We start from the raw sequence: 13,465 nt of genomic DNA on the forward strand, positions 1-13,465 counted from the left end.
TCAGGCGTCCCTGATTTCGGTCCGCGCCGCGCCGTTATCGAGATTGATCGTAGTGCGCAGGCGCATGCGTTCCGGTGTCGGGGTTAAGATCAGCACACCGTCAATCTCGATCTTGAGGCCCGCGGTCTTGTCGCCAAGCGTCACTGTGACCTTTGTTGCGCTTTCCTTGAGGCGGGGCTCGAAGGTGGCGAGCACCGCACGGATCTCACGCGCCAGCACATCGCGATCAAAGTCGCGCGAAGACCTGCCCGAGAAGGAGGGGACGCCGTAATTGACCACGCTCCGGCGCACCTCCGGGAAATCTGCGAGCGATGGTGGGTTGTCCGATACCTGTTCATTTTCCAGATCGGACAGGAGCGGCGTGGCCTCGAAGCGCTCGGTGTTGAAGAGCGCCTCGACGTCACGCCGCACTGCTTCTCTGAGGACGCGGGCTGACACCACAACGCCGCGACTTTCGATCTCGACCCGATGCTGGGTCTGAAAGGCCAATCGATGCAGACGCCGTTTTTGCTCGGCTGTGAGTTCGGCATCAGCGTCGATGGCCCGCGCGCTGGCGCCAACGAGGGCGTCGACACGGTCGGCGCCAAGCTCGTCGAGCAAGACATGGCGCAGCTCGTCTATCTCCGAGGTCAGACCAGGCAGGTCATTGACGAGGCGATCCCAAAGCGACGGCTGGACGGCCTCGCTTTTTGCCCGCAAGCTGCCGGTACTCTGCTGCTTGCCAGCGTCGGGTCGCCGACCCTCACTTGCCGACATAGACATCCATTTCGGCTTCATCATTGCCGTCATAGACGAACTTGATCTTCTTGTAGGCGAAGCTGACCTCTTCCTGGATCAGGTCTTCCTCATCCTCGGCCTGCGACATGTCGTATTCCATGATCGAGGCGTCGGTGAGGGTGACGACCAGATAATCCTTAGTCTCGCCATCGATCGTCCGACGTGCCGAGAACACCACTTCATCGAGGGCCTTGTTCTCGAACAAGGCTTTCTTGAGATAGGGCGAAGATTTGTCGTAGTGTTTGATGAATTTGATCATGCCCATGGACACGCGGCCCCGACGTGAGAGCGAATTCGGGTCATAGGGTGCGACCATCTTGTAGTCGACGCCATGGATTTCGATCTCATCATCGTGGCCGTCGCGGGTGCTGGGGCCCTTGATATCGGGAACCTTCAGAAAACCATCAATCTTTACTGGCATTGTCTCTCTCCACCATTGTCAAAAAAAAGATTGTTGTTGCTGCAATCAAGTCTTAACGGACGGCAGTTCCGACACCAGTCGAAGCGAGGCATTGATGCCCTCCAACTGGTAATGCGGGCGCAGATAGAAGCGGGCGTTGTAGTAGCCCGGCCGCCCCTCCACGCTGTCCACTTGGACCTCGGCGGCGGCGAGCGGGCGCTTGGCGCGCGCCTTGTCGTCGGCAAAGGCCGGGTTGGCCAGCACGTAGCGGTTGATCCACTCGGTCAACCAGATCTGCATGTCGGAGCGTTCCTTAAACGACCCGACCTTGTCTCGCGCTATGGCTTTGAGATAGTGCGCAAAGCGCGAAACCGGGAACAAGTAGGGCAGGTTGGCGCTCAGCCGCTCATTAGACTGCGCATCGGGGTCCACCAGTCGGCCGGCGCGCGTTTCGTCGTCCTGTAACGAATGGGCACCGATGAAAGCCGCAAGATCCGTGTTCTTCCGGTGCAGGATCGGCATCAGGCCAAGCTTGGCGAGTTCCGCCTCACGCCGGTCATCAATGGCGACTTCCGTGGGGCATTTCATCGCTATCGACCCATCATCGGTCGGGAAGCTGTGCACCGGCAAATTAAGCACCGTTCCGCCGTTCTCGACGCCGCGGATCTGGGTACCCCAGCCAAACAACTTGTGGCTGCGGTTGATGTTGACGCCCATCGGGAAGGCGGCGTTCATCCAGACATACTTGTTGTGATCGCCCTGCACCTCTTCCTCGAAGGTGAAGCCCTTCACCGGAACGGTGTCCGTGCCATATGGCAGCCGGGCCAGGACGCGGGGCATGGTCAGCCCGATGTAGCGAGCATCCTCGCTTTCCCGCAGCGACTGCCAGGAGGCATAGGCCGGGTTGGAAACGATCTGCTGCAGATCCTGAGGGTTCGGCAATTCCTGCCAGCTATCCATACGAAACAGTCGAGGCGAGGCGGCCGCGATAAAAGGCGTGTGCGCAGAAGCGCAGATGCCGGAGATGTTGCGTAGCAGACCGACGTCGCGCGGGTGGTTGGAAAATTCGTAGGCGCCGATCACGCAGCCGATCGGCTCGCCGCCAAGCATCGAATATTCGTCTGTGTAGACTTTCTTGAAGATCGGACTCTGATCCCACATCTGGCCTTCGTAGTCTTCGAGCGTGTCGGCCAGCTGTTCCTTGGAAATGTTCATCACCCGGATTTTAAGCTTCTGGTCGGTCTCGGTGTTGTTGACGAGGTACCACAGGCCGCGCCATGTGCCTTCCATTTCGCGCACTTCCGGTGCGTGCAGGATCTCGTTGACCTGAGCCGTCAGCATCTTGTCTATACCGGCGATCAGCGACTTGATCGACTTGATGGCATTGGACGAGATGGTTGTGGTGTCGGAACGGGACTGCGCTGCGAGCGCGAGATTGCGCACGAGTTGCTGCAGCTTCTCGCTGTCGTCTTTCTTGACCTTGAAATCCTTCTCGAGGAGTCCACTGAATTCTCCAAGGTCTATGGCTTCGGCCTCGGCGGCGAGGGTGGCGGTCTTTTGCTGTTCGGCCATGGTTATTCTCCCGTCTTGTCGTCGTCAGCCAGCGCCTGGCTGGCGATCTTGCCAAGAAGTGGCTCGTTGTTCAGCAACTGCGCGATACGTTTTTCGGCGTCTACGCGGCCATCCATGAAGCCCAGCAATTCCTCGAGTTGACGACGCATCTTGAGGATCTCGGCCAGTTGCGGAACCTGCTCGGCGATCTTGTCGGGGGCGAAATCGCCCATTTTGGTGAAGGTGAGATCGAGTGCCAGTTCCTCGTCGCGCTCTTGGCCTTCGGCCTGCGGCAGCGTGTTCTTCACCCGCGCTTTGACGCGGGGTCCGAGCGCCTCCATGAACTTGGGGAAGCGGTTCGCGTCGGTCTCGACAAAGGAGCGGTCCAGAACCGACTTTGACGCTTCCTTGGTTTGCGAAGCACCGGAAAGGTCGGCCATCACGCCCATGACAAACGGCAGTTCGATCGTCGTCGGGCTGCCGTAGGTTTCCACGTCATAGGCGATCTGCACCCGTGGCGCGCGATTTCGTTCGATGACCTTGGCTTTGCTTTCGGCTGGCATGTGTCTTACCTTTCATCTTTCTGTGCCGTCTTCTTGATATCGGGAACGCCGGCAAGAAGCCGAAATTCCTTCAGTCCCGACGGGGCGAGATCTTCCATCAGTTCAACGAAATCCATATGCACCATTCGGCGCACGCGCCTTGCCAGGTGCGGGATCGGGCTGGACGGTTCGGTGCTGTCATAGAAGGCGACGACGAGATCGAGGCATTTGACGACGTCGTCGCGCGAGGAGATCCGGTCGGGCAGGCCGCTGTCGCCGGATTTTGCGTAGCTTGCCACGCTTGCCATCGTATCGGCTCCATCGCCGTTGCGAACACGTGCTGCCGGTTCTGCTGGCGTCGCGACCGGCTTTGCGAGGCCGTTCGCGGCAGTGGCACCGGTCGCGTTTCGTTCGAGGGTCGTCAGCAGACGCTGCAGAAACCGCTTTAACTCGGGAAGCGTGGCGCCAGCGCCTTCGAGGCGGGAGTTAAAGGCGGCTTCGGCGCTCTCGAGAGCGGCGATCGCGGCGCGGGCGTCGGCTATGAGCAACGTCATTTCTGGCCCGGCCTGATCAATCAGCGCCGCGCATGCGCTACGCACCCGGTTCACCAGTTGGCTGTGCTCGCTTGCCAGCTTCGCCTTCTCGGCCGCATTCAGTCCCGAAGCAGCCTCCTGCAGCATGACCCGCTCGTCAAGCGAACCCTTCTCCAGATCCGCGCCCAGGATCGGCCCAATGGCGCGCGGCGCAAAGAATGTCATTTTCCGCAAATCTTTGAGTAGACCGTCCTGGCTGTTCTGAAGGTCGGTAAGCGCATTGATGCGGCGCAAGGCTGCTTCGCGCGGCGTGGCACCGGACCGCAGGGCCGGATGCATGGTCGTCCAATGCTGATCGACAGTTTGCGCGATGAGGGTCAGGCCGGCAGCCAGGCCGGCCAACCCATGCTCGTTGGCCAGTCCACGCGTAACAATGACGAGAAGGCGCAGGTCCCGGCCGTGAGACCGCAACTCTTCAGCCCTGGTAAGCACGGTAGGCCAGTCTATCGGAACGTCGACTTCAGTGTTTTTGCTGCCTTGGAACTCGACTTTCTTCTGCTGTTCCGTCAGTCGCTCCAGCTCATGAAAGGCCGGGTCGTTGCGCAAATCCTCCCCTGACGGATTTTCACCGTCGAGCGGAGTAAGCCAAAGTGCGACATCAATCACACAGACCCCCAGCGACCGGCCCTCAACGGCACCTGACCCAAGGTTACCACACTGATGTGCCGTACGCCAATTAAAGCCGCTGCTTAAAAGCTAACGAAAGCTGACCACCGCGTGTTCGCTATGGGATGGCTTGGCGAGACTGCCGAACCCAGTCGGCAAAATACACCACACGGATGCGCGAATTCTTCTGCCGCCAGTGGTTAGGGTTTCCAAAGGCTGACGGCCCCGCGAACGGCCTTGGCGACGCCGTCCATCAGGCGCTTTGTCAAGCGACGGCTTATGTGGCAGGTTGTCGACTGGCAGATTGCAGGAGCAGGTTCGATGGAACAGCGCCGGTCGTCACAGAGCTTCAAGCGTAAGGAACTGGTCGGCAAGCTCAATCCTGTCGGCGTGCGCGCCTTCAAGGCAGCCGCGGACACCGCCAAGCTGCGCGGCAACCCTTACGTCGAACTCGTCCACTTCATCGAGCAACTGGTGCTTTCCGATCGCTCGGACGTGCAAATGATCATCGCCGATGCGGGAGTGGATGCCAGCCGGCTCACGGCCGATATGACCCGCGCCGTGGACAAGCTGCCATACGGCGCCACATCGATCGAGGAATTTTCCGACCACATCTTTCATGCCATCCAGGAGGCCTGGAACTTGGCGACGCTTGAGTTCAGCGTCGAGGAAGTCCGCAGCGCGCATATTCTGCTCGCTTGCCTGAAGACCCCGGTCCTAGAAGGCCTGCTGTCGAAGATCAGCGGCGCATTCGACGAGATCGACGCCGACGCGGTGATCGCGCGGTTCGCCGATGTCATGGAGGGCTCACTCGAAGCTGGCACCTCGACCACGGTCTCCGCAACGGAGATGCCACGGCGGGCTCCGGGTGGGGATTCGGCGCTGGCGAAATACGCCACCGACCTGACCCAGCGCGCCCGCGACGGCAAGATCGATCCCGTCGTCGGCCGCGACCCCGAGATCAGGCAGATCGTTGATGTCCTGATGCGGCGGCGGCAGAACAACCCGATCCTGACGGGCGAAGCCGGGGTAGGCAAGACCGCGGTCGTCGAGGGCTTCGCCTTGCGTATTGCCCAGGGCGATGTACCACCGATGCTACAGGGCGTCAGCGTGCGCATGCTCGATGTCGGTTTGATGCAGGCCGGGGCAAGCGTAAAGGGCGAGTTCGAAAAACGGCTTAAGGCTGTAATCGACGAGGTGCAGTCGTCCGAAACACCGGTTATCCTTTTTATCGATGAAGCTCACACCTTGATCGGCGCAGGCGGCCCTGCTGGAACCGGCGACGCGGCCAATCTCCTGAAGCCGGCGCTGGCACGCGGTGAACTGCGTACCGTCGCGGCAACGACCTGGGCTGAATACAAGCAGCACATAGAAAAAGACCCGGCGCTGACCCGTCGGTTTCAGGTGGTAAAGATCGACGAGCCTTCCGAAGCTGTGGCCGTTCTCATGTTGCGCGGGGTGGCCGGAGTTCTCGAGCAGCACCACCGGGTGCAGATACTGGATGAGGCGATCGAGGCGGCAGTGGGCCTGTCACACCGCTATATCCCGGCGCGGCAACTACCCGACAAGGCGGTGAGCCTTCTCGACACCGCTTGCGCCCGGGTCGCAATCTCGCAGCATGCCACGCCGGCCGAGCTCGAGGATATCATACGGCGTCGCCAGGCGCTGGAGGTCGAGCGCGGCATCATCGATCGTGAGGCGGCGATCGGGATCGAGGTGACCGAACGGCAGGCACGGGTCGACACCGGACTTGCCGAAACAGGGGTCGCGCTGGCTGCCGCGCAACAACGTTGGGACCGCGAAAGAGTTTTAGTTGCCGAGATACTCGAATTGCGTGCCCGGCTGCGCGGCGACGGTATGCCGCTCGATGCGATGGAAACGCCAGCGGATGCCAACGCCTCTGAGTCTGAGTTGCCTGAGATCCAAACGCCCAAGGACAAGGCATCCGATCCCAAAGTGAAAACGGCTGTTGCCGATGGACTTCCACCTGATCCGGTCGCCGATCTTACCCGGTTGCGCGAACGCATGGCTGAACTGGCCGAGGCGCAAGGCGAGGCGCCGCTGATCCTGCCCTCGGTTGATCGAAATGCCGTGGCCGCGGTGGTCCAGGACTGGACCGGCATCCCCACGGGGCGCATGCTGTCGAGCCAGACCGAAAAAGCCCTCCGGCTCGCGGCCACTCTGTGCGAGCGCGTGGTTGGCCAAGAGCATGCCATGGAGATGATCGCCAAGCGTGTGCAGACCAGCCGCGCCGGGCTCGGCGCGCCGGAAAAGCCGGTGGGGGTGTTCCTGCTTTGTGGCCCCTCCGGCGTCGGCAAGACCGAAACCGCGCTGGCCTTGGCGGAGACGCTTTATGGTGGCGAACAGAACCTGATCTCGATCAACATGTCGGAGTTTCAGGAGGCGCATACTGTCTCGACTTTAAAGGGAGCGCCCCCCGGCTATGTCGGCTACGGCAAGGGTGGCATCCTGACAGAGGCGGTTCGGCGCAAACCCTATTCGGTGATCCTGCTCGACGAGGTCGAGAAGGCGCATCCGGACGTCCACGAAATCTTCTTCCAGGTTTTCGACAAGGGCATGATGGACGACAGCGAAGGGCGGCGCATCGATTTCAAGAACACATTGATCCTGCTCACCTCGAACGTCGGCTCCGAAGTCATCATGGACCGGACGAGGAACGGCACGGTTCGGACCGGCCTCGAAGATCTGGATACGGCCTTGCGCCGGCCGTTGCTGAAGGTTTTTCCGGCGGCGTTTCTTGGACGGGTGGTAACCATTCCTTACTACCCGCTGTCGGATTCGATGATCGAGGCGATCACCCGTCATCAGTTCGCCAGGATCGCTCGCCGGCTGCGTGCAACCAGTGGCGCGGAACTGGTGATCGGCGACGGCGTCATCGATCTGGTCAGGGCACGCTGCACGGAAATCGAATCCGGCGGGCGGATGATCGATGCCATCCTAACCAACACGCTTCTGCCGGAATTAAGCCGCGGCGTGCTCAACCGGTCGCTTGACGGTGAAAAGATGACGAAGGTGACCGTTGGAACCTCCGACGGGGGCTTTACTTATTTCTTCGAGTAATTTGGGCGGATGGTACCGGCGCATCAAACGGCTTTGCATCCGCGCGGTGGATTGAAGGATGCCTTCCACGGCATGGCGCAAGAGCGCGGCGAGGCTTTTGTCCGCGCTAGCGTGCAAAAGGCAACCAAGCACGCAAATGAGTTCCTTTGGGCGGCTAGACCTCTCGCCGTCGCTTGCCGTCATAGTCCCCAGGTGTGCTCATTCTGGCCCCTGGATTATACTGAACGTGAATATGCGGAAACATAGGCCCTTGATCGTTCACCAGGACTAAATACTTGGCCTTGCCAAGTTCAGAGTTAAGTTCCTGCTGCAAAAAGTATCCTAAAAGGATTGACAACATACCGGTCCCGCGATCCGCCAGCTTTTTCGTCCTAATATCAACCGCATTGCCGGAATGATGCAGGGACCAGCGGGAATGATTATACCACTCTTTTCCAGCAGTAAGCTCAAGCTCAAGCGGCCTCGGCGCATGTTGTCTGAAAACGCGTCGAATTATCGGAATGGCCTCCTGCATTTGCGGGCTGAGGCCGCTTTCAATCGTTCTCTCCCTCATCGCAATCTCCATGAAAAGAAAGCGTCATTCCCTTACCACAACCATCACACTTACGCCTCATCCATGAATATCGCAGGGCCGAGATGGAGCTTTTTGTGAGTGCAAACGTGACGCCTCAGATCGTATGCAGCCGGTGCACCATGCCATGTTGCCGTCGTCGCCCATTTTGGCGAGCGGTTCTCTGTCATGCATCGTGGCAGGATTGTCGAGTTCGGCCCACTACCCGATCATTACTGCCCCCCACTCAAACGCCGCCGAAAATACGTCAATCTGCGGCGCAACATACTGAAAACAAAAGTAAAAAAATTCCATAGATAATCAGCGACAATCGGCACGCAGATAGCTACTTCGTCGGCAGGTAGTCGTGCCGAAACCACGTCCCAATTCGCCAAGCGCCCGATGGGCTCACGGCAATTGGGGATTGCTGGTGGATTGCGGTAATTCGTTTGGTCGTGCTGGAATTTGATACGAGTGTCATTCCAAGTACCTGGCGACCATCGGCCACGCCGCAAGTTGGCGGCTATCTGCAGCCAGCTTTAAAAGCCAATGACCATCCACGGATCGGTGTCGTATCCGAGGCGCGGCTTTTCCGGGGTTGCTCCATCCGGCATTTTGGCCGTGCCAGTCAAACCGCAGTCCAGATCTCTCACCTGCTTCTTGGTCGAATGCTTCGTAGAGCACAGGGCCGCAGCATCACCGACCACCACTTTCTTTTCCTTGGCAATGGTGCCACCAGTCGCAGCGATCATGATAGCCGCGCAAAATATAGCAACTCTCATCGTACTCCCCCACGGTTGCGCATCCTCAAGATGCCGGACATTACGTTACGTCATTTTTATATTAGCACAAGCGAATATTTAATCCTCACGCCCGCCTCCTGCCAATGGCCTCGAGGCGGGCTGCTCTTCCATTTCGCGATGGCCTTCACGCCAAGCTCGTCCGCTGGATCATCGCCACGAGCGATGCCGACAACGTGATGACCGTCGGCGGCGAGCCGCGCCGAGAGCGCGCGGCCGATGCCCTTGCTGGCGGCGGTGACGAGAAATGTTCGCTTTGTCATCATGTTTCTGCCTGTAGTGAAAGAAGGGCGGTCAGGCGCACCCAGATCCAGGATCTGCGCGGGCACAGGGCGACTCCGCCGGAACCTATGGAGGTCGTCTCGACCGGCAGGAGTGCGTGGCGCTGCGCCGGACTCCTGCTCGGCCTATCGTCGTGTCAGGCGGCCCTGCTTGCGGCGCCATTCTTCGAATAGGTGGGGAAGTCCGTGTACCCCACCTCGCCATTGCGGGTGTAATAGACGGACCGGTCCGCTACGGCCAATGGCCAGCCGCTCCGAAGACGCTCGACGAGATCCGGGTTCGCGATATACGGCCTGCCGAAGGCAATCAGGTCCACCAGCCCGGTATCGAGCGCTGCCTGGGCGCGCTCGACATCATTGAAGCCGCCGCACCAGATGAACGCGCCGGGGAACGACGCTCGCGCCTTGGCGAGCATGTCGTGGTCGAGATGCCGCGCCTCGAATGTGGCCGATTCCATGTTGCCGTCGGGCAGCAGTTCGTAGAGCAGATGGACATAGGCCACGCCACGGCGCCCGAGCTGCTCGACGATGTACAGGAACGTCTCCTCGACGAGCGGATCAGCGGGCATTGAACCATATTTGCCGAACGGTGAGAGGCGAACCCCCACGCGTCCCGCGCCGAATTCCGCCACGACCGCGTCGACGACTTCCATCAGGAAGCGCGCACGATCTTCCATGCTGCCGCCGCCGTAGCGGTCGGTACGGGTGTTGAGCACCGAGTTCATGAACTGCTCGATCAGATAGCCGTTGGCGGCATGGATCTCGATGCCGTCAAACCCGACCTCCCGCGCATTGGCGGCGGCTTTGGCGAAGGTTCCCACCATGGCCGTCACTTCCTCGGTGCTGAGCGGCCTCGGCGTCTCTGCCGCCATGAAGCGCAACCGGCCGTCCGGGCCATGGGCGAACACCTCTGAGCCGACGGCCTGTTCCGCGGTCACGCCCACTGGCGCCTGGCCGTTCGGCAGAAGCGAGGAATGCGCCAGTCGGCCGACATGCCACAGCTGCATGAAGATGGTGCCGCCCTGACGATGAACCTCTTCGGTCACCGGGCGCCAGGCCTGCTTCTGGGCTTCGGAGTGAATCCCGGGAATCCGCGCGTAGCCGTGGCTGGACTGATCCACGTCGTTGACTTCGGAGATGATCAGGCCGGCGCTAGCTCGCTGACCGTAATATTTGACGGTCAGTTCGTTCGGGAGGTCGCCATCTGTCGGAAGAGCACCCTCGGAGGTGCGGGTGCGCGTCATCGGCGGCATGACGATGCGGCCCGTGAGGTGGACGGGACCTAGATCGAAGGAATCGAATAGAGAGGGCATGGGGCGGCTCCTGTGGAGAATTAAAGCTCCAGAAGATATAAAGGGATACTCCTCAGCAGATTAGTGCCGGCCTGGTGGACTCACTATTGCGTCTGAAGCTACAATAGGCGGATGAACTCGCGTTTCGATGGCATCGCCGAATTCGTAGCCGTTATTCGGCTCGGTAGTTTCACCGCGGTTGCGGCGGAAATGGGCATGGCCAAGTCCGCGATCGGCCGGGCGGTGTCGCGTCTGGAGGCGCGCTTGGGCTCCAAGCTGCTCCACCGGACGACCCGCCGCCTGACCTTGACGCCTGCCGGAGAGGCCTGGCTGGAGCACTGCGTCGCGGCACTCGACGAACTTGAGCGTGGCGAGAGCGCCCTCGCGCTCGCGCGGGACACGCCTGGCGGCGAAGTCCGCATCGATCTCCCGACGGCGTTCGGTCGACTGCACGTCATGCCCGTACTGTTAGGGGTTGCGAAACGCTATCCAGCGCTGAACCTCAATGTCAGCTTCACCGACCGGCGGGTCGACCTGATCGGCGAAAACATCGACCTCGCCGTGCGTATCGGCAATCTTGAGGATTCGACCGACCTCGTCGCGCGACAGATTGGGGTCCAGCAGACGGTGATAGTCGGAGCACCTGGCTATCTCGCACGGCGGGGCGTTCCGCGATCCTGGAGCGATCTTGCCGGACACGATTGCATCGTCGGACGACGGCAAGGCAACCGCATCGCCTGGCTGATGAAGCAACCCGACGGCTCGACAGCGCGGCAGGCCGTCCCCGTCAAGCATGAACTGCAGGATTTCGAGACGGTGCTAATGGCCGCTAAGGCAGGACACGGTCTGACGCAACTTCCGTCATGGATGGTGGAAGGCGATCTTCAAGACGGGGCCCTTCAGATTGTCCTGGAGGGCCTGTCAGGCGGCGAACTGCCGATCAGCGTCCTGTGGCCGCAGACAAAGGCGCTGCCGGCGAAGATTCGCGTTACCATAGACGGCCTCGTTCAGTGGTCGCTTGTTTCAACGAGTGTCGCTGCCTAGCAACGTCTTACTTGGAGCAGTCTCAATCGGCTGTCCGCCGTCGATCCGCCTAATCGCCTCGAAGAGCCGATCACAGGATTTTGCCAGGTTCTTGCCCGGCGTGGTGGCGACCCCGAGCAAGAGGCCGGATTCGGCAGTGGCGGGCGACGCATACCACGCGGAGAGCGGTGCGGGCGACATCCCGAAGGCCGAAACCTCGCGCGCCACGGCAATGTCCGATATTTCCCTCGGCAGCTTCAGCAGCACGGCCAGGCCCGGCGTTGCAATCTGGTCGGCATTCACATTCGCCCAAAGCTGCTCGAGCAACGTCGCGCGCCTTGCGACATAGGCCCGCTTCGTGCGGCGGAGATGGCGAATATAGTGGCCCTCCCGCATGAATTCGGCGGTCGCGAGCTGCACTGCCGGTCCCGGGGCGGGCGCTAAGCACGCCGCGACTTCAGCGAAAGCGCATACGAGGCTGGCCGGCACGATCGCGAAACCCAGCCGAAGGGTCGGGCTGATTGTCTTGCTGAAGGACCCGATGTGAATGACGCGCCCGTCGCGGTCGAGCGACGCGAGCGCCGGCGCGGCCCTGCCGGTCAGCTGAAGCTCGCTCAGATAATCGTCTTTGATCACCCAGGCCTGGGTCGAAGCTGCCCATTCGAGCAGGCGCAGGCGCCGCTCGAGCGACAAGGTCGAGCCGAGCGGCGCATGTTGACCCGGTGTGACCAGGGCAAGCTTCGCGGTCGGATGCTGGCACAGTGCGTCATCGAGATCGATGCCGTTGCAATCGACCGGGACCGGAGCGAGAGACAAACCGGCGAGTTCGAGCCCCTTTCGGGTCCATGGGAAACTGGGCTCCTCGATCCAGGCGGTCTCCCCCGCCAGCTTCAGAACGGATAGCGCCAGGCCGAGCCCCGCACCGAAACCTCCAGTGATAATGACCTGCGACGGCAGACAGATGATGCCCCGTGCTACGGCGAGGTAGCCAGCGATTTCCCGCCTCAACTCGAGTTCGCCGCGAGGATCGGGGTAGAGGGGGCGGCAGCGGCTTCGGCGCGGATGGCGTGCGCGCGCATCCGCGCGAACAAGGTGGCGGGGAAGATATCGCTTGCGGGGATGCCCATCTGGAAGATGCCGGGACCCTGCGTCATCTCCTGATAAATCCGCATGAAGGAGCCTTCGTCCGGCACCGGCTCGGATCTCGCGACGGCGCGGGGGCGCTTTGCGACGCGCGTTCCCTCGGCTGGCGTTGCCTCGATCAACTGGGCGGCCGCGAGCTTCTCATAGGCGGTCCGGACGGTGCCGCGCGCGACACCCAGCTGCGCCGCCAGGTCCTGTCATGAGGGCAACCGTGCGCCTGATTCCAGAACGCCTTCCTCGATTGCGACGGCCACGCCCTTGCGAATTTGCTCCGCAAGGGAAGTCTTGGCGGCGCGGTCCAAATCCAGGTCCAGCGGCTTGCTCATGAAGCCTCAGTACACGATTTTTTTGCGTTGTTGGTGCTTTTTCCTGGCCCGATTCGCCGGCATCTATCCGGGCAAGGAGATGCCAATGCGAATTCGTGCCATTTTCACCGCCGCCTGCGCCGCGATTGCCATCGTCGGGCCGGCCTGGGCGCGGGACGACCAATCGGAGACGGTCACGCCGAAGTTCGAGCAGGTGATCCCGAACATCCCCGGCAAATCGATGGCCGTGGTCGAGGTCGATTATGCGCCGGGCGCCGCTTCCCAGCCGCACCGGCATGCCAGGTCCGCCTTTATCTTCGCCTATGTCGTCTCGGGCGAGATCGAGTCCAAGGTGAACGATGGCGAGACCCGCATTTACAAAGCGGGCGAGAGTTGGTCGGAGCTGCCCAACGCAACCCATTCGGTTAGCCGCAACGCCAGCAAGACCAGGCCGGCGAAGCTGCTTGCGGTCTTCGTCGTCGATTCCGACGACAAGGCCCTCACTACTCCCCTCAATTGAA

12 protein-coding genes and 1 pseudogene are annotated in these 13,465 nt (G+C 61.1%); 3 read left to right on the forward strand and 10 right to left on the reverse strand.

Translation table 11 applies throughout. From position 1 onward, the window contains the following. From tssE to tssA, 5 genes are read right to left on the reverse strand one after another with little or no spacing between them, the layout of a single operon-like run. Complete coding sequence (tssE, locus tag FJ940_RS12645) at positions 1–756, reverse strand: type VI secretion system baseplate subunit TssE (RefSeq protein ID WP_140656765.1); 756 nt, start codon at positions 754–756, stop codon at positions 1–3. Continuing rightward, complete coding sequence (locus FJ940_RS12650) at positions 743–1,198, reverse strand: Hcp family type VI secretion system effector (protein ID WP_115143971.1); 456 nt, start codon at positions 1,196–1,198, stop codon at positions 743–745. Before FJ940_RS12650 ends, tssE begins: the two co-directional genes overlap by 14 nt. Before the next feature lie 45 nt (positions 1,199–1,243). Continuing rightward, the gene (tssC, locus tag FJ940_RS12655; RefSeq protein WP_140498288.1) at positions 1,244–2,749 is read right to left on the reverse strand and encodes a type VI secretion system contractile sheath large subunit; all 1,506 of its coding nucleotides are present in this window, start codon (positions 2,747–2,749) and stop codon (positions 1,244–1,246) included. A gap of 2 nt (positions 2,750–2,751) precedes the next feature. Then, the gene (gene tssB / locus FJ940_RS12660; protein WP_140524740.1) at positions 2,752–3,291 is read right to left on the reverse strand and encodes a type VI secretion system contractile sheath small subunit; all 540 of its coding nucleotides are present in this window, start codon (positions 3,289–3,291) and stop codon (positions 2,752–2,754) included. Positions 3,292–3,296: 5 nt separating this feature from the next. Beyond that, complete coding sequence (gene tssA, locus FJ940_RS12665; protein ID WP_140656723.1) at positions 3,297–4,469, reverse strand: type VI secretion system protein TssA; 1,173 nt, start codon at positions 4,467–4,469, stop codon at positions 3,297–3,299. A 321-nt stretch (positions 4,470–4,790) separates the two neighbouring features. Here tssA and tssH point away from each other — a divergent pair, with 321 nt between their 5' ends. Continuing rightward, entirely contained in the window at positions 4,791–7,550 is a 2,760-nt protein-coding gene (tssH, locus tag FJ940_RS12670) for a type VI secretion system ATPase TssH (protein ID WP_140656724.1), read from the forward strand. 154 nt (positions 7,551–7,704) lie between these two features. Here tssH and FJ940_RS12675 read toward each other — a convergent pair whose 3' ends face one another. The 4 genes from FJ940_RS12675 to FJ940_RS12690 all read right to left on the reverse strand — a co-directional run bounded on the left by FJ940_RS12675 (position 7,705) and on the right by FJ940_RS12690 (position 10,494). After that, the gene (locus FJ940_RS12675) at positions 7,705–8,103 is read right to left on the reverse strand and encodes a hypothetical protein (protein WP_140656725.1); all 399 of its coding nucleotides are present in this window, start codon (positions 8,101–8,103) and stop codon (positions 7,705–7,707) included. 536 nt (positions 8,104–8,639) lie between these two features. Then, positions 8,640–8,852 carry a hypothetical protein gene (locus FJ940_RS12680; protein WP_181168590.1) on the reverse strand — a complete coding sequence of 71 codons (213 nt, stop codon included), beginning with the start codon at positions 8,850–8,852 and terminating at the stop codon, positions 8,640–8,642. Positions 8,853–8,938: 86 nt separating this feature from the next. Then, a complete protein-coding gene (locus FJ940_RS29050; protein WP_348641154.1) occupies positions 8,939–9,229 on the reverse strand; it encodes an SDR family NAD(P)-dependent oxidoreductase in 291 nt (96 codons plus the stop codon). A gap of 89 nt (positions 9,230–9,318) precedes the next feature. After that, the gene (locus tag FJ940_RS12690; protein ID WP_140656726.1) at positions 9,319–10,494 is read right to left on the reverse strand and encodes an alkene reductase; all 1,176 of its coding nucleotides are present in this window, start codon (positions 10,492–10,494) and stop codon (positions 9,319–9,321) included. Between the two features lie 111 nt (positions 10,495–10,605). Between FJ940_RS12690 and FJ940_RS12695 the strand changes: the two genes are divergently transcribed. Continuing rightward, on the forward strand, positions 10,606–11,517 hold the full coding sequence (locus FJ940_RS12695) for a LysR family transcriptional regulator (RefSeq protein ID WP_140498281.1): 912 nt from the start codon (positions 10,606–10,608) through the stop codon (positions 11,515–11,517). Here the strand turns inward: FJ940_RS12695 and FJ940_RS12700 are convergent. After that, positions 11,497–12,965 (reverse strand): annotated as a pseudogene (locus FJ940_RS12700) (PLP-dependent aminotransferase family protein). The gene FJ940_RS12695 and the pseudogene FJ940_RS12700 sit on opposite strands and share 21 nt — an antisense overlap. Positions 12,966–13,050: 85 nt before the next feature. On the opposite strand from FJ940_RS12700, the gene FJ940_RS12705 reads away from it, so the two are divergent. Next, positions 13,051–13,464, forward strand: a complete 414-nt coding sequence (locus FJ940_RS12705; protein WP_140656727.1) for a cupin domain-containing protein — start codon at positions 13,051–13,053, stop codon at positions 13,462–13,464. Position 13,465 lies beyond the last annotated feature (1 nt).

Source organism: Mesorhizobium sp. B2-3-7, assembly GCF_006442695.1.
In the GTDB taxonomy this organism is placed as follows: Bacteria; Pseudomonadota; Alphaproteobacteria; order Rhizobiales; family Rhizobiaceae; genus Mesorhizobium.